This window comes from Corallococcus sp. AB011P (genome assembly GCF_003611605.1).
Classification (GTDB): domain Bacteria; phylum Myxococcota; class Myxococcia; order Myxococcales; family Myxococcaceae; genus Corallococcus; species Corallococcus coralloides.
Genome location: NZ_RAVX01000020.1, coordinates 1 through 22243, shown reverse-complemented (window position 1 = coordinate 22243; position 22243 = coordinate 1). Strand labels below are relative to the sequence as shown.

General features: G+C 66.7%; 18 protein-coding genes and 1 pseudogene. 9 read left to right on the top strand and 10 right to left on the bottom strand.

The features are described 5' to 3' along the window. Positions 1–7: 7 nt before the first annotated feature. The 4 genes from D7X30_RS33405 to D7X30_RS33390 form a co-directional block, all read right to left on the bottom strand. The gene (locus D7X30_RS33405; protein ID WP_120567037.1) at positions 8–397 is read right to left on the bottom strand and encodes a hypothetical protein; all 390 of its coding nucleotides are present in this window, start codon (positions 395–397) and stop codon (positions 8–10) included. Between the two features lie 26 nt (positions 398–423). After that, positions 424–1041: a glutathione S-transferase family protein gene (locus tag D7X30_RS33400; protein ID WP_120567036.1), complete on the bottom strand. Its 618-nt coding sequence runs from the start codon at positions 1039–1041 to the stop codon at positions 424–426. 55 nt (positions 1042–1096) lie between these two features. After that, complete coding sequence (locus D7X30_RS33395) at positions 1097–2923, bottom strand: PKD domain-containing protein (RefSeq protein WP_370051894.1); 1827 nt, start codon at positions 2921–2923, stop codon at positions 1097–1099. A 397-nt stretch (positions 2924–3320) separates the two neighbouring features. After that, the gene (locus D7X30_RS33390) at positions 3321–3518 is read right to left on the bottom strand and encodes a hypothetical protein (protein ID WP_147443382.1); all 198 of its coding nucleotides are present in this window, start codon (positions 3516–3518) and stop codon (positions 3321–3323) included. 260 nt (positions 3519–3778) lie between these two features. Between D7X30_RS33390 and D7X30_RS43705 the strand changes: the two genes are divergently transcribed. The 3 genes from D7X30_RS43705 (at position 3779) to D7X30_RS33375 (ending at position 7404) form a co-directional block, all read left to right on the top strand. Further along, positions 3779–5143 carry a M57 family metalloprotease gene (locus D7X30_RS43705; RefSeq protein ID WP_120567033.1) on the top strand — a complete coding sequence of 455 codons (1365 nt, stop codon included), beginning with the start codon at positions 3779–3781 and terminating at the stop codon, positions 5141–5143. Between the two features lie 193 nt (positions 5144–5336). Beyond that, complete coding sequence (locus D7X30_RS33380; RefSeq protein ID WP_147443381.1) at positions 5337–6371, top strand: hypothetical protein; 1035 nt, start codon at positions 5337–5339, stop codon at positions 6369–6371. A 103-nt stretch (positions 6372–6474) separates the two neighbouring features. Next, entirely contained in the window at positions 6475–7404 is a 930-nt protein-coding gene (locus D7X30_RS33375; protein WP_120567031.1) for a hypothetical protein, read from the top strand. A gap of 35 nt (positions 7405–7439) precedes the next feature. On the opposite strand, the gene D7X30_RS33370 is transcribed toward D7X30_RS33375, so the two are convergent. Both D7X30_RS33370 and D7X30_RS43200 read right to left on the bottom strand, forming a co-directional pair. After that, positions 7440–7733: a hypothetical protein gene (locus D7X30_RS33370; RefSeq protein WP_120567030.1), complete on the bottom strand. Its 294-nt coding sequence runs from the start codon at positions 7731–7733 to the stop codon at positions 7440–7442. Between the two features lie 1067 nt (positions 7734–8800). After that, the gene (locus D7X30_RS43200; RefSeq protein ID WP_120567028.1) at positions 8801–8989 is read right to left on the bottom strand and encodes a hypothetical protein; all 189 of its coding nucleotides are present in this window, start codon (positions 8987–8989) and stop codon (positions 8801–8803) included. Between the two features lie 133 nt (positions 8990–9122). Here D7X30_RS43200 and D7X30_RS43880 point away from each other — a divergent pair. The 3 genes and pseudogenes from D7X30_RS43880 to D7X30_RS33340 form a co-directional block, all read left to right on the top strand. Next, positions 9123–9341: pseudogene (locus tag D7X30_RS43880) on the top strand (Ig-like domain-containing protein); the annotation flags it as partial. Positions 9342–9591: 250 nt separating this feature from the next. Next, positions 9592–10815, top strand: coding sequence for an RICIN domain-containing protein (locus D7X30_RS43195; protein WP_120567027.1), 1224 nt, complete (start codon positions 9592–9594; stop codon positions 10813–10815). A gap of 571 nt (positions 10816–11386) precedes the next feature. Continuing rightward, entirely contained in the window at positions 11387–13675 is a 2289-nt protein-coding gene (locus D7X30_RS33340; RefSeq protein WP_120567026.1) for a kelch motif-containing protein, read from the top strand. Positions 13676–13766: 91 nt separating this feature from the next. On the opposite strand, the gene D7X30_RS33335 is transcribed toward D7X30_RS33340, so the two are convergent. After that, positions 13767–15512, bottom strand: coding sequence for a serine/threonine-protein kinase (locus D7X30_RS33335; RefSeq protein ID WP_120567025.1), 1746 nt, complete (start codon positions 15510–15512; stop codon positions 13767–13769). Positions 15513–15636: 124 nt separating this feature from the next. On the opposite strand from D7X30_RS33335, the gene D7X30_RS33330 reads away from it, so the two are divergent. From D7X30_RS33330 to D7X30_RS33320, 3 genes are all read left to right on the top strand, one after another. Next, positions 15637–17598, top strand: a complete 1962-nt coding sequence (locus D7X30_RS33330) for an ABC-F family ATP-binding cassette domain-containing protein (RefSeq protein ID WP_120567024.1) — start codon at positions 15637–15639, stop codon at positions 17596–17598. A gap of 68 nt (positions 17599–17666) precedes the next feature. Next, positions 17667–18404: a phospholipase D-like domain-containing protein gene (locus D7X30_RS33325; protein WP_120567023.1), complete on the top strand. Its 738-nt coding sequence runs from the start codon at positions 17667–17669 to the stop codon at positions 18402–18404. Between the two features lie 7 nt (positions 18405–18411). Next, positions 18412–18930, top strand: coding sequence for a hypothetical protein (locus D7X30_RS33320; RefSeq protein WP_120567022.1), 519 nt, complete (start codon positions 18412–18414; stop codon positions 18928–18930). Positions 18931–18935: 5 nt separating this feature from the next. Here the strand turns inward: D7X30_RS33320 and gspC are convergent, their stop codons facing one another. The 3 genes from gspC to D7X30_RS33305 form a co-directional block, all read right to left on the bottom strand. Further along, on the bottom strand, positions 18936–19811 hold the full coding sequence (gene gspC / locus D7X30_RS33315) for a type II secretion system protein GspC (protein ID WP_147443380.1): 876 nt from the start codon (positions 19809–19811) through the stop codon (positions 18936–18938). 162 nt (positions 19812–19973) lie between these two features. Further along, positions 19974–21500, bottom strand: coding sequence for a M35 family metallo-endopeptidase (locus tag D7X30_RS33310; RefSeq protein ID WP_120567020.1), 1527 nt, complete (start codon positions 21498–21500; stop codon positions 19974–19976). A 259-nt stretch (positions 21501–21759) separates the two neighbouring features. Then, positions 21760–22113, bottom strand: coding sequence for a DUF4265 domain-containing protein (locus tag D7X30_RS33305; protein WP_158619428.1), 354 nt, complete (start codon positions 22111–22113; stop codon positions 21760–21762). Positions 22114–22243 lie beyond the last annotated feature (130 nt).

The window sequence follows — 22243 nt, the reverse complement described above, 5'->3', positions numbered from 1 at the left end:
GCTCGCCTCACCGGAACAGCAGGTCCGCCTCGGTGATGGGCCGCGCCGGAGTGTCCGTCACCGCATCGAGCAGGAAGGATTGCCACCTGGCGACCGCGTAGCCACCGTAGCCGTTGCGGTTGAGGTAGGCCTCAATCGCCACGGCCCGCTCAAGCTTCTCGGCAATCTGCCAGCGAACTCCACTGGGAGGGGGGCTAGCTCCTTCGCGGAGACAGCTCACCTCGAAGGAGATGCGCGAGGCGAGCAGGGCCGGGTCCCCGCGGAAGACACGCGCGACGCGTCCTTCAACGACTGCCTCGCCTCGCACCTCTGAGGGAAGCACCACGCGGTCAATCTCAACCTGGACGTGGAACTCGGCATCCAGGGCGGCTCGGGTGTAGTGGTCGGGAAGTAGCATGTCCCGAGGCTATCCCTTCTGCGGGCCTACGGCGCTTTGAGGACGTCGGTGATGCGCAGGTGGCGGGGCTGGGCTTGCACCCGCTCGAACCAGGCGCGGATGGCGGGATGGCGGCCCAGGTCGAACCGGCCCTCCTCCGCCACGTGTGTGTACGCATACAGCGCGATGTCCGCGAGGCTGTAATGCTCGCCCGCGAAGAAGGGCCGCTTGCGCAGCTCACCCTCCATGACGTCGAGCGCGGCGTAGCCCTTCTGGATGCGCTCCTCCAGCTCCTTCTCCTTGCCGGAAGGGACGCCGAAGAAGGTGAGCCACGCCCGAGCCACGGCGATGTAGGGCTCGTGACTGTACTGCTCGAAGAACATCCACTGGAGCATCCGCGCCCGCTCCAGCCGGTCGGTGGGAATGAAGGGGGTGCCCTCGCCGAAATACCAGAGGATGGCGTTGGACTCGGCGAGGAAGACACCGGGCTCCAGCTCCACGGTGGGGGTCCGGGCAATGGGGTTCATCGCCTTGAACTCCGGCGTGCGCGTCTCTCCGGCGGAGAGGTCCACCTCCCGCGTTTCAAACGGAATCGCGAGCTGATGCAGCAGGAGGCGGACCTTGTAGCAATTCCCAGAGGGGTTGAACTGGTGGAGCTTGATCATGGGCGGTGAGTCTACTCCCATGCGGTTCCGCGGCCACCCCGAGGTCAGGCAGCGGTCATGGGTAGACGCAGGTCACGAATACCGAGCTGATACTGACATCGCCCAGGCTCCATGTGCCACCGCCGCGCACGACGATGCGACTGCTGGCATAGGGGGTCGAGGTCCAGATCCACTCAAGAGTCCATCCCGCGTTCGCGAGGAAACGACCGCCTTTCGCGACGTGCAAGGCCTCCAGCTCCGATGAAGTCGGCAGCCGCCACCCCATGTGGTTGCCCATCGTCCTGCTGGAGCAGTACGCCTCCGCGTTCGTGTACGTTCGCGTGGTCGCGTCGGGTCTCATCCAGGTCAGTCCTGCTTGGGAGAAGGTGGCGGGGTATTCACCCGTCCCACGAACACACGTCAGGAATTGCTTGTCGGAATCAAGGGAATAGCTGGAGCCGCCGGTCGACATGTGCGTGACCCTGTGGCCATAGGAAATGGGTGTCATGGCCCAGATCCAGTCGAGCGGCCAGCCTTCCGCCGCGAGAAGACTCGTCCCTTTGTCGACCCACAAATCGGTCAGTTCTTCCACGGTGGGCATGCGCCATCCGCTCTGACCCGCGATGACCGTATTCGTGCAATACGTCGTTCCGTCCATCCAGGTCACGGTGGCCGCCCCCGGCCTCACCCAGGTCAATCCTCCGCTCGTGAGCGTGCCGGTGGGGTCGATGGCCGCCGGCAGCCCCGAGACAGTGAAGGACTTCGAGGCCGAGAGGCCGTGGGCGTTGGTGACGACGACGGTGATGGTGGGGGGCATACCCGCTGCCGCGAAGGCAGGCGCCGTCCACACGACATGGCTGGTATTGGCGCCGTCCTGCGCCGTGGCCAGTGAGCCTGCGCTGGCGGTCCAGGAAAAACCCAGGGTGCTGGACTGCGGGTCCAGGGCGGTGACGTCAAAAGCCACCGTCTGCTCAGGCGAGGTGGAGGTGGCGGATTGGTAGAAGTGGGTGAAGGTTGGCGCAAAGCGCACGGGAGCGGTGTCGGTGACACAGAGGTTGAGCGAGCCCGTGGTCTGCCCACCCCGGCCGTCTTGAACCGTGACGGCGAGGCGGCAGTTGTTGCATGCGCCGGCCGGTCTGGAGGAGGGGACAAACGAGGCGGTGCTGGACGTCGCATCCGTCCAGGTGCCGGGGCAGGAGGAGGTCCACTGGTAGGAGAGCGCATCCGCATCCGCGTCGGACGCAAGCGCGGAGACGGCGGTGGACTGTCCCGCGTCGAGGCGGTTGAGGGACGCGGAGACCTTGGTGACGACAGGCCAGCGGTTGAAGGAGATGTCGAGGGTGGCGTCGCCGGTGACGAGGTCCGGGACGACGTTGACGGTGAGGGAGACGGAGACGGCGGATCCCTGAGAGTCCGTCACGGTGAGGGTGAGGGTTTGCACGCCGGGGGAAGCAGGCGCCGTCCACGAGGAGGTCGCGGCGGTGGAGTCGGAGAAGGTGCCGCCGGAGGCGGTCCAGGCCAGGGTGAGCGCGTCTCCGGCGTTGGGGTCATGAACCGTCGCGGACAGCGAGAGGGAGGCGCCTGGTTGAAGCGCGTTGCTGGAGGCGGTCAGTGAGTCAATGACGGGCGCTTCGTTGTCATAGGGCGTAGGGGCCGGAATCTCCTGGAGGCTGAGGAACACGGCAGTGGTCTGGTTGGCGGTGATGGAGACACCGGAAGCCTGGCCTTGGAAGAGCAGGGTGCCGGAGGTGTCGAAGGCCTCCGCGAGGACGGAGCGGTTGGGCCCGGCGGGAATGTTGCCGACGAGGCCACCCCAGGAGCCGCTGGACTTGAGCAGTTCCACGACGCGGGGGGACATGTCCGAGGAGGAGATGGTCACCTTGACGCGGGTGACATCGCTCACGGTGAGGGCTTGCTGGACGGAGCTGGCGAGTTGGACGGAGCCGACGGGCTGCGCGCTACAGGCCATGAGGGCGAGCAGCAGCAACCCAGCGAGGGCGGGGAGTGGGCGGTGGAGGGGCATGGTTTGTAGGGAATGAGCTGACGAGCGGAGAAATGATGCGGAAGCTCGTCAACGGTACCCCAGCAGCCGCCACCCTCCTGGGCCGGCGTGTGTCAGCGCGGGTACGGGACGTCTCCGCGCGCGTTCCGGCAGCGCCCTTTGACGAGGCCCTGGACTCCGAAGACCGCCAGTTGCGCAGCCCCTGAACGTGTCGCCACGTAGGACCGGCCGGAGTGTTTCGGCTCGTCAGGATTCAACGGCGCGGTCCCCATGGAAGGGACCGGCCGCGACACCGCGACTAACAGTGATTGACCCGCTCGAAGTAGGCCGAGCGGTAGCCGTGCAACACCGACTGGTCACCGAACCCGCATCCGCAGATGATCTCTCCCCTCCAGAGGGTGTGCGCCGGATCCTCGTAGTACGTGATGACGTAGTCCTGCCCGTTGCAATCGGGAAGCGCGTCCTTGCGCGTCCCGATATCCGTCGGGCCTTCCACCTCACCTTCGGAGGTTCCACATCCAGCAAGGAGGCCGACTGCCATCATCCCGGCGATGATTGCCGATCGCATCTGTTGTTCCTGGTCGTGTGTGTTGGGTGCTGCGAGGCCATGATAGCGCTGTCATTCACGGACGTGTCTGGTAGGAAATGTAGGGTAGTTGATTATTGCTCGTTTTGCTCTTATTGAAATGGTTTTGGCGCATGCATGGATGGGGACGCGCGGTCGCGCGCTGTCCTTTCCTCGAACAGGAGGTTTGCATGCGTAGACTTTCCATGGCGCTGCTCGTGGGTGTCTCCCTCGCCGGTTGCGGAGGCGACCCGGAAGTGGAGAACCAGGAGATCGTCTCCAACCTGATCAAGGCCGGCTTTCCGGCCAATGACATCCAGGTCTTCGACGGTGCCGTGTACGTGGGCCGGGACGCTCACGTGACCCTCGATGCGTCCCGCGAGCTGCTCCAGCCCCTGGAGGGGAGCGCCGAGCAGTACCGCACGACGAACCAGGTCGGCACGGGCGTGACGAAGATCTGCGTCAACCCCACCGCCGCGTTCAACAGCTATCCCAACCTGAGCCAGGGCCTCGACCTGGCCCTCGCCAACTACAACGAGCAGGGGCTGCGGCTCACCTTCGCTCGCGGCCCGACCACCGGCTGTACGGCGAACATCTCCGCGGAGACCACGTCCGGTACCGGCGGCCAGGCGGGCTTCCCGTCGAACGGGATGCCCTATGGGGTCTTCTATATTGGCACCGGCTTGGACAGCTACAGCGCCGACGTGAACGAGCACGTCATCACCCACGAGCTGGGCCACGCCATCGGCTTCCGTCACTCGGACTACTACAACCGCAGCATCAGCTGCGGCGCCGGTGGCGACGAGGGCGAGGCGGGCGTGGGGGCCATCCACATCCCCAACACGCCCACCACGGCCACCGTGGGCGGCTCCGTCATGAACTCGTGCTTCCGGTCGACCGAGACGGGGGAGTGGACCGGCTCGGACATCACCGCGCTGGCGGCCCTCTACTCCACGGGCGGCGGGGTCCAGAGCTGCTCGAACTACAACATCATCTCCTATCGCGGGCAGAACGGGACGCAGATCCGCTGCGGCTGCGACGCGGTGGGCGGCGGCGCAGTGTGGGGGACGGACCTCTACACCGACGACTCGAGCGTCTGCGTGGCCGCGGTCCATGCCGGCGCGATCGGCAATGCGGGTGGGACGGTGGTGGTCACCATCCAGCCGGGGCAGGCCAGCTACGCGGGCACCACCCGCAACGGCGTCACCACGTACTCCTACGGCGCCTGGTCGGGGAGCTTCTCCGTCAGCGGCACGACGCCTCCGCTGAACACCTGCTCCAGCTACAGCTTCACGTCCTACCGCGGCCAGAACGGCACGAGCATCCGTTGCAGCTGCGGTCCGGTGAGCGGCGGCACGGTGTGGGGGACGGACCTCTACACCGATGACTCGAACGCCTGCGCGGCCGCGGTGCACGCGGGGGTGATTCCGGCTTCGGGTGGCAACGTGTCCGTCACCATCCAGCCGGGGCAGTCCAGCTACACGGGCACCACGCGCAACGGCATCACCACGTTGTCCTACGGCGCCTGGTCGGGGAGCTTCTCCCTCAGCCCGTAGTCGTCGCGTCCGCATCTGGAACGAGCGGCCCCTGGGGACGGTTGTCCCCGGGGGCTGTTTTTTGACCTGTCAGGAACGGGCGGCAAGGAACTCCCGTCTCCCTGCCCCGCAGTAGGTGCAGGGGAATGGGTCTTCGTCCTCGGATACAATCGCCATGCACACGGTCCAGGGGGAACGCGGCTTGAAGCCTTGGGTGTTCGTCGTACTCAGCGTGGTGATGGGGGGCTGCTCCACTCGCGACATCGACAGTGACGCGGATGGCGGAGTGAACGTCGTTGTCGATGCGGGCACTGACGGGGGCCTCGACGCCGGCACTGACGGCGGCCTCGACGCCGGCGCCGATGCGGGCACGTGCACGCAGGATGCGGACTGTGACCTGGAGCAGCGGTGCGAGCCCGCGACCGGGGCGTGCGTGCCCCGGACCTTGCGGTGCACGACCTCCGCGGACTGTCTTGCTTCGGAAATCTGCCATCCCACGGCGGAGGTCTGTGTCCGGACCTGCATGACTGGCGCGGACTGTCCGGATTCGGCGAAGACCTGTGACGTGCTGAGTCCCACCGATTCGCAGCGGGTCTGCAAGTGCTCCACGGATGCGCTGTGCAACGAAGGGCGGAGCACCTTCGACCGGGTGTGCTCGACCCAGGATGCCGTCTGCACGCCGAAGTGCGCGGCGGATGAGGCATGCGCCGAGGGGCTGCGCTGCGATACCAGCACAGGGCAGTGCAAGGTGCGCGGTGACAGCGGCGCCCCCTGCACGGGAGCGGGGCAGTCGAACTGCGACTACGGCACGCACTTCTGCAGCTCGAACGTGTGCACGGCCCTCTGGGGACCCACTTGCCTCAACTACGAGAACTTCCCGAACAAGGACCGGCTGGGCACCACCGGCCCCATCCTCTACGACGCCCGCCGGGTGAGCGTCAGTCCCGACCCGGCGCTCTGCGGGAGCGCGACCCCCAAGCGCGTGGATGTCGCCCTCTCCGCGTATTCCAGCAGGCCGTTCCCGACGCTCAAGGCGAACCTGAGTGGCTTCTTCCGGGTGATGGTGGACGGGTCCACGCGGGATGGCCAATCGCTCCTGTTCCCGGGGAACAGCTACGCCGTGTCGGGTGAGAACCGGGAGCGTGCGGAGTTCGTCGTGAGCCTCTGCGTCGAGTCGACAAGCACCACTCTTTCAGGCGGCTTCTACTTCACGGACGGCAACTTCCTCTGCTTCCAGGCCAACTACTAGGGAAGGCCACATCACGAATGCGGGGGGCGGATGTGTCCACGGGGCGCCATGGGAGGCCCTGATCCCCGCTCTTCCGGCTCCGGTCCGTAGTAGGAACGCTTCGATGTCCGAACTCGACGACGCCGCGCTCCTGGAACTGCTGGACCTGACCTTCGACGCGCTCTGTGCCTCCCGCGTCTCGGACTGGGTGGACCCCGACCGGGTCCTCGCCGCGGTCGACCTCGCGCTGACGCCCGCGCGGGTGATGGACTGGCACGCACGGTTGGTGGTCCCCATGCGCACGCGCCTGCTCGCGCGCGCGGCGAAGAGCCGCACCCGGCTGGGCGCGTGGCTCCCCGCGGAGGCCACCGCGTCCCTGACGGCGCTCCTGGGCCAGCCGGTGCACCTGCCTCGCAAGGCCATCGACGAGATGGTGGCGTCCGAGCAGGTGCGGGAGACCGTGCGCACCACGCTCCAGGAGACCCTGTCGTCCCTGGTGAGCAAGGTCATCGCGGGTGCTCCCGGGGCGGGTAGCGGCGGGCTGCGGGATGCGCTGAGCTGGGGCGCGCGAGCGGCGGCCTCGGCGAGCAAGGGAATCCTGGGAGGCCTGGGCGGCAGCTTGCAGGACCGCGTGCGCGAGGTCATCGACGGCTCCATGGCCCTGGTGCAGCGGCGGATCGCCGAGCGGCTCGCCAGCGAGGAGTCCGCCCGGTCCCTGGGGGCCCAGCGCCAGAAGGTCTTCCTGTCCACCCTGGAGAAGACGGAGGCGGACGCCGCGCAGGCGCTGAACCGGGTACCCCACGAGCAGCTCGATTCGCTGACACCCCACGTGATTGCCCACAACCTCACGCGTCCCGAGGTGCGCGAGGGGTTGAAGGCCGAGCTCCACGCCGTCCTGGAGGACCTGTCACGGCACACCGTGGGGGAGCTGCTCGATCAGGCCGGGCTGCGGGACGCGACACGCCAGTGGCTGCATGCGCACGGTCTGCCCTTCGCGCGCAGCCTGGCACGCTCCGCACCCATCAGCGCATGGAGGGCCCGGCCCGCGGGGTGAGCAGGCCAGGCCGATGCGCCGCGAAACGACAGGCTTCAGAAGTAATAGGTGTAGCGGATGTAGAGCTTGTAGTTGATGGCCACGATTTCACAGCTGTCCATCTTCGCGAAGCTGCTGTGATTCTTGACCATGTGGGCCTCCGCAATCTTCCGTTGCTCTGAGTTGCAGGACACGCCGCCCTCTCCGTCGGCCTTCACCTCGAACTCGTCGGCCATGGCGCCCTGGGCCTGGACCGTGCGCTCGTCGCCTGTCGTTGCTTCCGAATCGACGCCGCCACAACCGAGCATCAGTCCGCCGGCCAGAAGTCCCACGATGATCCGCATGTGCATTTGTCTTCCTGGGTAGAGGTTGGTCTTACGTCGCAATGACGCAGGCACGAAGCAAAGCAGGCTTCATGCCAGTCATCGCGGAGTCCAGCGTTCCCAGGGATTCCAGAGTGCGGGCCGGACGTGGCGATTGTGATTCGTGAATGGAGATGTGTCGATTCACGTCACAGGGCCCTGCCTGCTTGTAGCGCTTCACGCCACAGGCAAATATTTACACTGTCGGTGACTTCGCCTGTCTCGCCGCGTGAGGGCCCGCGCCCGGATGCAGCCCGGCTAGTAATTGAGCCAGCGGTAGCCCGTGGTCGCCGAGCCCGAGCACAGCAGGGAGTCCGGCCTGTGGCTCGTGGCGTTGCAGCAGTCCTTCGTTGCGTTCGGGGTCGTGCACGGCTTGTTCACGTACAGGCTGCATGACAGCAGGCCGCCGCACGATGACGGACACGCGGTCGACACGCCGTCGCACGTCACGCCCTGGTTGTCCGTAGACGTGCAGGTGGTCCCCGTACAGGAGACAGAGGTCCCCCCTGCGCAGGTCGCCGTACAGGTGCCAAACTGGGACACCGTCCGCGCATCGGCCTCGGGGGCCATCGTGTCGTCAAGGGCCGGGCCTCCGCACCCGACGAGGGAAAGGCCGACCAACGTCACCAGCGCAGCAAGGGAAAGCTTCATGGGAAACCCCTGGAGGTCCTTCGAGTGGACCTCAATCCCAACCGTTTCCGCGCTCCAGGTCTAGACCCAAATCGTTGGCCCATGCCTGACGCGCGTGCCCTCGCAATGGGCACGGAGGTCAGCGTTGAGGGCGCCACCACAGGCTCTTCAGTTCAGCGGCCTCGCAGGCCTGCCGGGCTTCCTCGGTGAAGCAGTAGAAGGTCAGCTCCGGGACACAGAAAACGGGTGGGAAGCCCCCGTCGGCTGGCGGAGCACCAGGGGCAGGGCTTCGTCCTGACCCAGGACGGATTCACCGGATTGATGGAATGGCACTCCCTTCACGAGGGTGCGCTCACGGTCCAGACAAGGGGTTTCTTCCAGCAACTGGAGGATGACGAAGTCCTCGTTCTTCATCGAGGGGTTCGTCACCGGGTACCAGCGTTCTCCAGGTTGCCCACGAACTCGACGACCTCGGGTGCCCCTTGCTCTCGCTGGTGGTCGATGGAGGGCTCGTGGAACGTCACGTACTCGAAGCCGTCGAACTCGATGATCTCGGCATCATGGACCCCATCCTCCGTGATGTGAGTGACGTCCGGCAGCAGTTCATGAATCATGCGGTGTTCGACTCCGAGTCCTGGGGGCCTACTCGAACACGCCGATGCCCGGGTCGTTGCCCCCGGTCTTCACGGGCTTCGCGGGCCGGGGCGGCGGCGCGGCGCGCACCGGCTCCAACCGCACGTTCACGCGTTGCTCCGCCGTGTCCGCGAGCCGGCTGTAGTCCAGGGGATCACCTCGCCCTCGGCGGGTGCCACGGTCCGTTCGACCGTGCAGGTCCAGGCCACCGCCACCGATGACACGCAGATCGTCCGGGTCGAGCTCTACGTAGACGGTGCGTTGATTGGAACGGACTCCTCCTCGCCCTACGCGATCTCCTGGAGTCCGAACTCGGTGGCTATTGGCAGCCACACGTTGACGGTCAAGGCATATGACTCCTATGGCAACGTGGGGACCTCGCCCGCGGCGGGGGGGACGGTGGCCCGCGACGTCACCGCGCCCACGGTCTCGGCGAGCTCACCGGCGGAGGGCGCCACCGTCAGCTCCTATGCCTTCTTCGCGGCGAACGCCGCCGATGATGATGTCATCTCCAGGGTGGATTACTTCCTCGATGGACAGTTGCTGGGGTCGGGTGGCAACAGCACAGGGAGTACGATGAGGCATGCACTCTCCCAAATGGCTCCTCCTGGCCGCCCTGGCATTCGCTTGCGTCGCCTCCGCAGCCAGCCCCGTTCCCACCTACCAGACCCAGACCCTCGAGGGCTGGACGGTTCGCATCGATGACCGTCTGCTGACACCGGCGAACAAGCCCGCGACGAACAAGGCCCTGGTGCTCCTGGCGGCGCAGCTCAAGGATGTCGTCCGGATCGTCCCCGCGGGCCCCGTGGCTCAGCTCCGCAAGGTGACGCTGTGGCTGTCGCCGCCCTATCCCAACGAGGAGCCGAGGGCGACGTACCATCTTTCCGAATCCTGGATGCGCCAGAATGGTCGCAACCTGGCGATGTTGAAGAGCGTCGAGTTCTCGAACGTCTCCATCTTCGAGAAGGAGTTCAAGCGGATGCCCGTGCTCGTGCTCCACGAGCTCAGCCACGCCTATCATGACCAGGTGCTCGGCTGGGAGCACGCCGGCCTCGCGGCTGTCTATGTGCGCGCAATGGCAAGCAGGAGCTACGACTGCGTGGAGCGCTGGCGTGCGCCCGAGCTGCACAGCACGTTCGAGCGTGCCTATGCCATGACCGACGTGGGGGAGTACTTCGCGGAGAACTCGGAAGCGTTCTTCGGCCGCAACGACTTCTATCCCTCTACGCGTGAAGAGCTGGGCAAGCACGACCCGGGCATGCTCGCGCTGCTCCAGCAGGTGTGGCAGGTGACGCCGACCACGACCACGACACCCATCCCGCCGCCGGTGCCCGCCGCCTTCGATGCCCGCTGCTACTACCGGTTGACGACCCTGTGGCAGGGCGAGGGCATGTCGCTGGACATCCTCTATGACGGCAAGGCCAACAACGTGCCCATCCTCGCCAGGACGGGCGACTACGATGGGCAGCGATGGAAGCTGACGCCGGAGGCCAACGGCTTCTACCGACTGACGACCCAGTGGCGTGGGACCAGCCTGTCCCTGGCCAACGCCGCCGGCAATCGCCCCCTCCTCGTCAAATCGGCGGATGTTCCGGAGCAGCGATGGAAGCTGATTCCGGAGCCCAACGGCATCTACCGGCTGACGACCCAGGCGCAGGGCGACGCGCTGTCACTGGACATCGTCAATGACAGCATCGCCAACAACATCCCCATCCTCGCCAAGACAGGCTGCAATGACTCGGGGCAGCTGTGGAAGGTGACCACCGTCCCCGTGCCCCCTGAGCATCGAGTGGAGGATTCGCCGTGAGCCAGGAGCGGCAGGAGGTTCTCGTCGGCGCCATCAAGGCGGAAGCAAAACCCCAAGCAGGTCGCGCTGTTACCGGCTAACGCCTTGAGCTCACAGCAGGGGCGGAGCCGGGGCTGGAGGAGGAGAGACCCGCCATTGCCGCGACGGTGGAGGAGCCGAGGAAGGAGCGCACACCGCGTTTGGACTGGGCGGGGCTGCTGAAAAGGACGTTCGCCCTGGACGTGTTCGCATGATTGAGGAGTGGAGGCAGGCTTGAGGGTGTTGGCGTACGTGAAGGGAGCAGGAGGCGTGCGGCTCATTGGCTCCCCGTCAGCATCCCTCACCTCCCGCGCTGCTCCCGCCCGCTACGCCCAAGCGGGCTCCTGTCCTTCTATGCTCACCGTCGTCCTGTAGATGACGGCGAGCCGCCTGCCCGGGTCATGGACGGTGATGCCTGCCATCCTGGATGTTCGTCTTCATCGCCAGCAGGATGGGCACTCGCCGGTGGGGTGTTCTCGCGCCCTGCTCGAAGTCCTCTCATCCGCTGCGACTGCTTCGCGAGGCTCACACTCGCGGCAAGAGGGGGACGTTCATGAAAAGAGCAGGCATTCAGCTGGTGCTGGCGCTCGCGGCGGCGCTGTTCGCGGGCTGTGGAGTCACGTCCGGGGACACGGGGACGGCGCGGTTCGCCGTATCGGTGCCCCAATCCCTCTCTTCTACCATCGCCCGCGTCGCGGTCGCCTCGGGCGGGCCGGACATCCGCACCGTCTGGGTAGACCTGGCGCCCACGAATGGCGTGTGGGGCGGCACCATCGGCAACATCCCCGCGGGCACCGGCCGTGCCTTCGCCGCGCGCGCCTATGACGCCTCCGGCGCTCTGCTCTTCTCTGGCTCCGCCGACGGCGTCTCCATCCTCGCCAACCAGACGACCCTCGTCGCCATCACCCTCCAGCAAATCAACCCGCCGCCCCCTTTCGACAACGAAGCGCCCATCATCGACTTCGTGGCGGCGAACCCAAGCACCGTGGCGGCCGGAGGCACCGTCTCCCTGTTCTCCTCCGCCCATGACCCGAACCCGGATGACACGCTCGGCTACGCGTGGAGCGCCACCGCGGGCACCTTCTCCTCGACCTCCGAGCGCTTCACCTCGTGGACGGCGCCGGCCTCCGCCGGGATTCAAACGCTGACACTCACGGTGACCGACTCACGTGGCCTGGCCTCCAGCGCCCTGCTGGTCGTCAACGTTCTGCCCGAGGGCGAGGGTGAGGCTGAGCTGTCCATCTCCTTCAACAGTACCCCTGAAGTGACCTTGCTCGTGGCCTCGCCCACGCAGCTCGTCGTCGGGCAGCCGACGTCGGTGTCCGTCACGGCTTCGGATTCAGACGGGGACAGCCTCGCCTACTCCTGGAGCGCCTCGTGCGCAGGCACCTGGAGCAACGCAAGCTCCAGCATCGCTCGATTCACGCCCTCACTCGCGCCGGCCGAGGCCTGCAACAACTGCCGGCTGAGCATCTCCGTGTCCGACGGGCACGGAGGGCACAACACGGGCACCGTCGCCCTGTGTGTCAGCAACACGCCCCCCGTCCAGCACCTCTCGCCCGTCATCCTCCGCTCCTACCGTTCCTCGGACACCGCCAATCCCAGCGATGTGCTCACCTACGAGGTGGCCGCCAGCGACCCGCAGGGCTCCGCGCTCACCTTCTCCTGGGAGACCACTGCCGGGGCGTTGGGCACGCCGACCGGCGACTCCACGCACAGCCGCATCACCTGGAGGGCCCCGTCTTGCGCCATCGCCGGCACGCCCCCTGTCGTGACCGTCACCGTCACGAATGCCTTCGGCCTCACTGCCACGCGAAGCTTCGAGGTGATGGGGCTTCCGGCGTGTTCCTTCACGGGTTGGACGACGACCGGCCCCATGGTCACGGGTCGTTGGCTGCACACGGCGACGCTCCTGCTCAACGGCAGGGTGCTCGCCGCGGGAGGAATGGGGTTCAACCTGCTCGAGACCGCGGAGTTGTACGACCCGGCGACCGACACCTGGTCCGCGACCGGTTCCCTGAACTCCGGTCGTGAAAGTCACACGGCGACACTGCTGCCGGACGGCAGGGTGCTCGTCGCGGGGGGAGCTGGCGGCAACTTTCTTGCGAGCGCGGAGGTGTATGACCCGGCGACCGGTATCTGGAGCATGACCGGTGACATGGCTTCACCTCGCTACATGCACACGGCGACACGGCTGCTCGACGGCAAGGTTCTCGTCGTCGGGGGAACCAGCGGAATTGGTGAACTCGCGACGGCGGAGCTCTACGACCCGTCCTCGGGCACCTGGAGCATGACGGGCGCCATGGCCCAACAGCGCTTCGTGCACACGGCGACGCTCCTGCTCGACGGCAAGGTGCTCGTCACGGGAGGGCGCAACGGGACGGACACTCTCGCGACAGCGGAGCTCTATGACCCATCCTCGGGCACCTGGAGCACGACAGGCACCATGAGCGAACCTCGCGCCTACCATCGGGCGACACTCCTGCCCGACGGCAGGGTGCTCGTCACCGGCGGAGTCAGCGACGACGCCCTCATGACCGCGGAGGTGTATGACCCGGCCTCGGGGACGTGGAGCGCGGCGGGCGTCATGACCCAACGCCGCCTTGCTCACACCGCGACCCTCCTGCCCGACGGCAAGGTGCTCATCGCGGGAGGCAGTGACAGCAGCATCGAGCTGGCGACGGCGGAGCTTTACGACCCGGTCGCCGGCACTTGGAGTCCGACGGCCACCATGGCCTCTGCTCGCGCGTGGCACACGGCGACGCTGCTGCCCAACGGCAAGGTGCTCGCCGCGGGGGTGGGCATTGGCGAGACCACGACGGCGGAGTTGTACACACCCTGAGCTGAGAACCGAGGCCATCATCACCTCGCTGGCGCCCATCACGAGGCCCACGCGAGATGTACCTGGGAGCGGCGGCAATCGAACCCGCGGGCTACTCGAACACGCCGATGCCCGGGTCGTTGCCCCCGGTCTTCGCGGGCTTCGTGGGCCGGGGCGGCGGCGCGGCGCGCATCGGCTCCAGCCGCACGCTCACGCGCTGCTCCGCCGTGTCCGCGAGCCGGCTGTAATCCAGGGTCTTCTCCAGGTCCTGATGCCCGGCGAGCTTGAAGCGCAGCTCAGTGGCCCTGGAGCGCGGCATCAGCAGCCGGGTGGGCGTGGTGCCGATCTGCGCATCACCATCGAAGATGGCCGCGCCAGACGGCGAGGAGGTGAACTCCACCGTCACATCCTGCGGCAGCGCCGCCGGAGGAGGCGTCGTCGGCGGCTCCTGCACCCGCGTGGGCGGCGCGTCCACGGGTGCCTTCGGAGGCGTCATCCCCACGGGGGCCTGCGGCGTCTCACCACCCCCGCGCGTCATCACCACCGCCACGCCCGCGCCAATCAGCAGCAGCGGCACGCCGATGAGCGCCGCCTTCACGCCCCCGGACATGCCCTTGGGCGGCGGCGGAAGCTCCGGTTCCACGGCACGAGGGGCAGGGGGACGGGGCCTGTTCGAGCCCACCGGCGCCGGGCTGTTCCCGTTGGACGTCGCCCGCGGAGCCGCTGCCTGCGCTCCCGCCGACGTGCCACCCCGAGGCGGAGCCATGCCCACGCGCGACCCCGTCTTGCCCGTGGCCGGCGCACGGCCCGCGCGGCTGCCAGAGCCCAGCCGGCTGCCCGAACCGGCGCGGCTTCCAGAGCCCGCGCGGCTGCGGCTGCCCGTGCCACGCTCGGCGCCGGGCGTGCCGCCCGTGGGGTGCGCGTCCAGCTCCTCGGGGGACAGGCCCTCCACCGCGTCCAGCAGCGAGTCGATGAACTCCTGCGCGTTCTGGTACCGGTCCTCCTTCTCCGGCGCGAGCGCCTTGGTGAAGAAGGCATCCAGCTCCGGCGGTACCGGCGCGCCCTGGCGCTTGCTGTTCACCGGGGGCACGGGCTGCGTCAGCGACGCCGTCAGCGCCTTGCGCACCGTGTTCGCGCCGTAGGGCGAGCTGCCCGTGAGGCAGAAGTAGAGCACGCCCGCCATCGAGTAGAGGTCGGAGCGCTGGTCCACGGACTCGCCGCCGGCCTGCTCGGGCGGCATGTACTGCGGGGTGCCCAGCACCTGGCCCGTGGAGGTGAGCTGCTCCTCCTCGTCCTGCTCCAGGGCCTTCACCAGACCGAAGTCCAGCACCTTGACGAAGTCCTTCCCGTCGAGCGCCTGGACCATGATGTTGTGCGGCTTCAGGTCGCGGTGGACGCAACCCTCGTCGTGCGCGTGCGCCAGTCCCAGCGTGGCCTGCTCCAGCAGGTTCACCGCGCGGCGCAGCGTCATGGGCCCTTCGCGCTTCACCAGCTCCTTGAGGCTCTCCCCCTTGAGGAGCTCCATCACGTAGTAGCAGGTGCCGTCCGCCGCCCGGCCGAAGTCGAAGATGGTGATGACGTTCGGGTGGCGCAGCCGGCTGGCGATCTCCGCCTCTCGGCGGAAGCGCTCGAAGAACTGGGGCGCCGCGGCGAGCGACGGGTTGAGCGTCTTCACCGCCACCGGGCGCTGCACGGACGTCTGCGTGGCCCGGAACACCATGCCCATGCCGCCCTGACCCAGGACGCTTTCAATCTTGTAGCGGCCGTCCAGCACCTGGCCCAGGAGCTGGAGGCTCTGCGCCGCGCACAGGTGATCTTGACCTTCGGTACTTCCGCAGTGGGGGCAGGGGGCGGCCATGGGTGCCGGGAGTATAGGCAAGCCCTGCCTTCCGCCCAACCGGGGAGATGTGCCCCCTGGGCAGTCAGGCAGGCATCAGAACCGTTCCCGAAGGGCTTGCCGGCTGTTATCTCCCCCCTCCGCCATGAGCCTCGTCATCGCCCAGGACATCAGCCTCGCCTACGGAAAGAAGGTCCTCTTCGACGAGGACAATTTCACCCTCGGTCCCAGGGACCGGGTGGGTCTGGTGGGGGCCAACGGGACGGGAAAGTCGTCCCTTATGAAGATCATCGCCGGGGCGAGCCAGCCGGACGGAGGCACCGTCCAGTACAGCCGCCGGGCCCGGGCGGGCTACCTGCCCCAGGAGATCGCCGGCCTGCCGGAGGGCACGGTGGTGGAGGCGGTCATGAGCACCGTTCCCGGCCGGGACTCGTTGGAGGTCCGGCTGAAGGACACGGAAGCGGCGCTCGCGGCCAGCACGGACGAGGAGGAGCAGCTGGAGCTGGCCCAGACGCTGGCGGACCTCCACGCGGAGCTGGACGACTTCGAGAACCGCTACGGCCGGCACCACGCCGAGCGCATCCTCAAGGGCCTGGGCTTCAAGGACGCGGACCTGTCCAAGCCCACCCAGGCGCTCTCTGGCGGTTGGCGCATGCGCGCGGCGCTCGCGGGTCTGTTGCTCCAGGACCCGGACCTGCTGCTCTTGGACGAGCCCACGAACCACCTGGACGTGCCCACGCTCGCGTGGTTCGACGGGTTCCTGCGCCGCTCCAACAAGGCGATGGTGCTCATCTCCCACGACCGCGACTTCCTCAACCGGCAGATCAACCGGGTGGTGTCGCTGGAGATGGAGGGCGTGCGCGAGTACGCCGGCAACTACGAGGACTACAAGCGCCAGCGCGCGGAGGAGATGGTGCTCCTGCAGGCGCGGGCGGAGAAGGTGGAGCAGCGCCGCGCGGAGCTGCAGGGCTTCATCGACCGGTTCGGCGCGAAGGCCACCAAGGCGAAGCAGGCGCAGAGCCGCGCGAAGATGCTGGCCAAGCTGGAGAAGGTCCAGGTCCTGGAAGAGCGCCAGACGATGAAGTTCCGCTTCCCGGAAGTGGAGCGCTCAGGCCGGGACGTGGTGTTGATGGAGGACATCACCAAGCGCTACGGCCCGCTCACCGTCTATGACGGGCTGAACGCGCGGCTGGAGCGGGGCCAGCGCATCGCCGTGGTGGGCGCGAACGGCGCGGGCAAGACGACGCTGCTCAAGATGGTGGCGGGGGAGCTGGCGCCGGACACCGGCAAGGTGTCGCTGGGGCACAACGTGGTGGTGGGCTATTACGCGCAGCACCACGCGGACAAGCTGGACCGCCGCAACACCATCATCGAGGAGGTGCGGCCCCTGGCGGCGGACAAGCCGGAGAGCTACGTGCGCGGCGTGCTGGGCGCGTTCCTCTTCAGCGGCGACGACGTGGACAAGCCCATTGGCGTGCTGAGCGGTGGCGAGCGCGCCCGCGTGGCGCTGGCGAAGCTGCTGCTGATTCCGTCCAACTTCCTGCTGATGGACGAGCCGACGAACCACCTGGACCTGGACTCGTCGGAGATGCTGATTGAGGCGCTGAAGCTGTACGGCGGCACGCTCCTGTTCGTGAGCCACAACCGCAGCTTCATCAACAACCTGTGCACGCACGTCTGGGAGGTAGCGGACGGCAAGCTCACGTCGCACGCGGGCAACCTGGACGAATACCTCTACCACCAGGAGCAGCTGCGCCTGCTGGCGGAGGGCGCGGACACGGGCGCGGCGAGCGGGAAGGGCGGGGCGGCGGGTGCGGGCCCGGTGTCGGAGAAGGACCGCAAGCGCCTGGAGGCGGAGGCCCGTCAGCGGCGCTCCGTGGTGGAGGGCCCCATCAAGAAGGAGATCGCGAAGCTGGAGGAGCGCATCGCGAAGGTGGAGGCCGAACAGAAGGAGCGCGAGGGGCAGCTCGCGGACCCGGTCCTCTACAACGACTTCGCCAGGGCGAAGCCGCTGATGGACGCGCACCGCACGGGCAAGGAGGAGCTGGAGGACCTCTATGCCCGCTGGGAGGCCGCGCAGGAGAAGCTGGCGGCGGCGCAGGCCTGACGCGGGAGGGCTGGACAGGGGAGGGGCCTTGGAATCCAATCCAAGGCCGCCCGAAGTCCGGAGCCTCCATGTTCTTTGGCCGTTCCAACGAAAACCCGACGTTCATTCCACACAGCAAGATTTCAGCGGCGGTCCAGGACCTGATTGAAGGTGCCAAGCGCGAGCTGACGCTGGTGACACCCTATTTCAAGCCCTGGAATCACTTGCAGAATGCCATCCGTGGCCGGCTGAAGGAGCATGTCGCGGTCACGCTGGTCATCCGGGCGGATGAGCTCACCAAGACCTCGGCGCACCTCCAGCCGTTTGCTGCGGAGGGGGCCCGGATCATGAGTCTGGATCGACTGCATGCGAAGCTCTACATGAGCGAGAGGTGCGCCGTCCTGACATCCATGAACCTCCTGGAGACGTCCGCACTGAACAGCTGGGAATGTGCGTTGCAGATCTCCGCCGAGGACTCGCCCACGCTGTTCAAGCAGTTCGCGGAGCAGGTACTTGCTATTCGCAATGCCGCGAACCTTGTGCCGCCTTCGGCGCTCACCGGGGCGCCTTCCCCGGCTCCTGCGTCGCAGCCTGCTGCGAAACAAGAGCCCAACCTCATCCAGCACTTCGGCATCTGGAAGACCGACCTGAAGCCCGAGATGATCGAGGCGCGTCGTACCTATCCGCGTGCCTATGAGGGGTGGTCAGACGAGGAGTTGGGTGTCGTGAAGCTGCTCGGGCAGCGCGGAGAAGATGCCGAAACCATCGCCAAGCGATTGGGCCGCCAACCCAGCTCCATTGAGCGGAAACTGAAGGAACTGCTTTAGACCTGCCATGGCGCATATCAGCAGAGAGGTTGCGCGCAACCTCATTGTCGAGCTGGGGCTGCCTCAGGTCATCCTGGACATCTTCGAGGGCAATCCACCGGAGGACTGCAGCTACCGGTACGGCCGTCCGGATGAGTACTACCGGATGACCGAAGAGCATCAGGCTCACTACGGCGCGGACGCCGTGGTGCCGTTCATGGACAACAGCAACTTCGACGTTCTGTTCGCCTACGATCGACAGCGGCATGCATTTCTTCGCTTCTACGTGGAAGCGCCAGCAGAGGGCCTCGCCCGACCCTTGTGCTCATGGCAGCAGCTCATGGCTCAAGAGTTCATCCGTCACTACGAAAATGAAATGGACAACGCCCTCCTTCGTGATTTCGCGAAGCGGTTCGACTTCCATTTCGTAGAGGAGTTGATCGAACTGGGAGAGCGGGACTGCCGGGAGGACGACGAGAGGTGGCTCCCGGAGTGCGAAAAGTTTGTCGCCTGGGTTGGCGAACGAGGAGACAAGGCGCTGCTGTAGGCGGGTTATTGAACATCGAAGACCTTCCGGACCGGCGCTCCGCCGCGCTCGATTTGCAGCTCGATGCGCCGGGCGTCCCGCAGCTTCGTGAAGGCCTCCAGCGCCTTGTCGGGGCTGTCCAGGTCCAGGCCGTTGATGCGCTGGAGCACGTCTCCGTTGCGCAGCCCCAGCCGTGAGTAGAACGACTCCTCGCGGATGGAGAACAGCTTGAAGCCCACGGGGCGGCCGTCCTTGAAGGCGGGCACCACCCGGGCCTGCATCGACAGCTCGTTCAGGTGCGTGAGCGCTTCGGTGACGTCCTCGCGCGGTATGGCGTAGGTGTCCGGGCCTGTCTCCCGGATGCCGCGGCCCAGGCCGGAGCCTCCGGGCTGCGCGGCCCCCGGATGGGCGTTCACCGCGACGGGCCCTGCGCTCCCGAATCCGTCGACGTATTCGAGCCGCCCGTCCACCAGCAGCAGGATGCGCTCCCGTTCAATGGCGAAGACCCGCGCCCCCTGGATGATGTCACTGACCATCAGGCTGTGCGCGCTGCCGGCCGGCAGCTCATGGATGGAGGCCATGGACCACCGGGGATCCTGCGCCACCAGGGTGCCCAGCAGCCGGATGCCCAGCGTGCTTCGGCGCAGGTCCGGCGGCGGCTCTGGAGGCAACGCCACGCTGGCGACGGACGAGAGTCCCGTCAGTTGGGCCAGACGCGTCCCATCCAGAGCCGTCGCGGGAGGGACGTTCGATGGCACCGGAGCCTCGGCCCAGGTGGCCCGGACGCCTGGCATCACGAAGGCACTGGTCACCTGGTTCACGATCAGCGCGGCCGTCAGGGCACACGAAAAGACAAGCAGGACGAACAGGCCCTGGACGGGCCGCTGCATTCCACGATTCACGGAAAGGCCTCCCTGTTTGGAACAGGGAGGCCTTGAGCAAGCCAGGGGCCAGCGGCTTCTCCAGAGGGAGCGCTGTTGGCGCTGAAGCCCGGTCAGGGACCTCGTGTCAGGGTCCGCGGTGCCAGGAATGACAACCCGTCATGACACGGTGTCCAGCGGTCCTCAGTGGTTGTAATAGAAGCTCGAGCCCCAGATGGAGGCGGTCCGGCTGGCGGGAGCCGTGCCCACCAGGCAGTGCGCGCCGTCATAACCGCCGATGACACAGTGGGGCGGAGGCGTGATGTAGAGGTTGTTCGCCCACTTGAACGGGCTCGAACCCCACGGCAGCGGCATGACGTAGCAGTTGGCCCCGTCGAACGTCGACGGCGCGGGGCACGCATTGCCGGGGCCGGGCGTCAGGTAGAGGTTCCCGGACCAGATGAAGTAGCTGGTGCTCCATGACGGGTAGGGGAGGATGTAGCAGTTCGCCGTGTCCCAGCCGGAGGGCGCCGGGCAGAAGGTGCCGGGGACCGCGTTGACGTAGTAGGCGTTGTTGTGGACGAACGCCGTCAGCCCGGAGGGCACGTTCATCACGTGGCAGTTCGCCCCATCCCAGCTCGCGGTGATGGGCGCGCCCGTGTGCGACGTGACGGTCGGCGCGCAGGGGTTGTAGGGGTTGTAGGGCGTGGCTGCTGAGAAGAACGCGTACGAGTCGGCGTTGCGGATGGCGCTGCTGGGATCGACGCTCGCGAGCGTCAGGTTGGCGGAGTATCCGTACTGGATGTCATCCGTCTTCGCCACGACCCGGAAATGGCTGACTTCATGAATCAGGGTGTCTGCCTTGGAGCCCGGTCCAGTCATGGGCGCGGGCCAGAATCCGGAGCACAGGTGGATCTTGTATTCCTTCCGGGGCTTGACGTAGGCGTAGGCGTTGCTTTGGTTGCAGTCGCAGTAGAACTTGAACGTCTCGTTGTCCACGGCGTTCCGAATCTTCCGGAAGTTCTCACGGACGGTGCTGTAACGAGAGCTGTCGTAGGCGCCGAACCACTGGGTGTAGCGGGTCACCGGGTTCCCCGCCACCAGGTAGTCATAGGAGTCGTTCGCGTAGTTGAGGGCGTGCTGCCGGGCGTCAATCAGTGCGTTCTTCTGCGAGCTGCTGCACTGCTTCCACTTCTCGTTGCTGCCATTGACGATCTTGGTCTCCGGTTCGTCGTCCAGGTCGTCTGGATCCAGGGGCGGCTCGCGACCCTCGATGTCGAGGAAGACGACGTTGGAGACCGCCGTCCCCTTGCCCATTCGCGCGTCCAGGAGCTCGGTCTTGAACTGGACGGCGTAGGTGCCCGAGACGGAGAGGTCGTAGTTATCCCAGAGCGAGGCGATGCCCGAGATGCTCTCTCCCGGCTTCAGCGTGAGGTAATCGCTGTCCGCGGGCGCGTCGCGCCTGTAGAGCCGGCCGATGTACTCCACCGGCTTGCGCTCCAGGGCGACGGTGAGGATGTCCGCCTGGATGCCATCCATGGCAGGCGTCTGGTAGCCGAGGATTCGCACCGGCTCTTTCGATACGTTCGTGAATGTAACGGCGAGGTCGACGGGCGCGTCCGCCGGGAACTTCGTCACCTTGGACGCGAGCTTGATTTCAATGGCCTCCCCGGCGCTCGCGTGGAACGGAACCGACACGAGCGCTGCTACGATGAGACAAATCCACTTCATCCGGCTTCCCCCTGCTTGGGTTGATTGCCCGAGCAGGGTGCGACAGTCTGGCTGGATAATTCAATGTGACTAATGCGCTACTCGGGGCGTGGATTTGTAGCCGGAAAGGTTACAGCGAGCGGTTCATCCCGCCTCGGCGCTTCGTTCCTGAAGACCCTGACCCGTTGAACAGCCGGGCTACGTGCGCATCAACGGGGTGGAGGTCTACGAGAACGGGAGGCCTCCCGGTTTGAGCGGGAGTCCATGAGCAGTCACGTACTCAACCCCGCGACCACCAATCCAGTGGCTTCTTCGTGAGCGGGTCGTACGCATTCACGAACATCCAGACCGCTCCCTCGATACGTGACACGGCCAGGTCGAAGAAGTCCGCGATGCGATCAAAGCCGATGGACGCGGGCATGGTGAAGATGAGCGACGTCACGGCGCCGCCATCCAGCTGGCCCCCGAGCTCCGCTGCTTCCCGTTGGAGGCGCGTCATCTCCGGGCCTTGATTCATTCCCTCTTTGGGAAAGAAGATCCAGGCGGAGAAGTTCCCGCCTCGCTTCAGGACCTTGAACGTGTCGAGCGCCTCGCCCGTCAGCTTGATTTCGTCGCCGGTCGCGAGTCCCTCCACTAGTACTACCCGGTCACTTGAATCCAGGTGGCGGGCGTGATCTACGGTCGGGATGACACCCGCGCAGCTCAAGAAGCTGGACGAGGCGCTGGGCGCCTACCTTGAGGAGATGGTCGCCGGCATGGGGCGA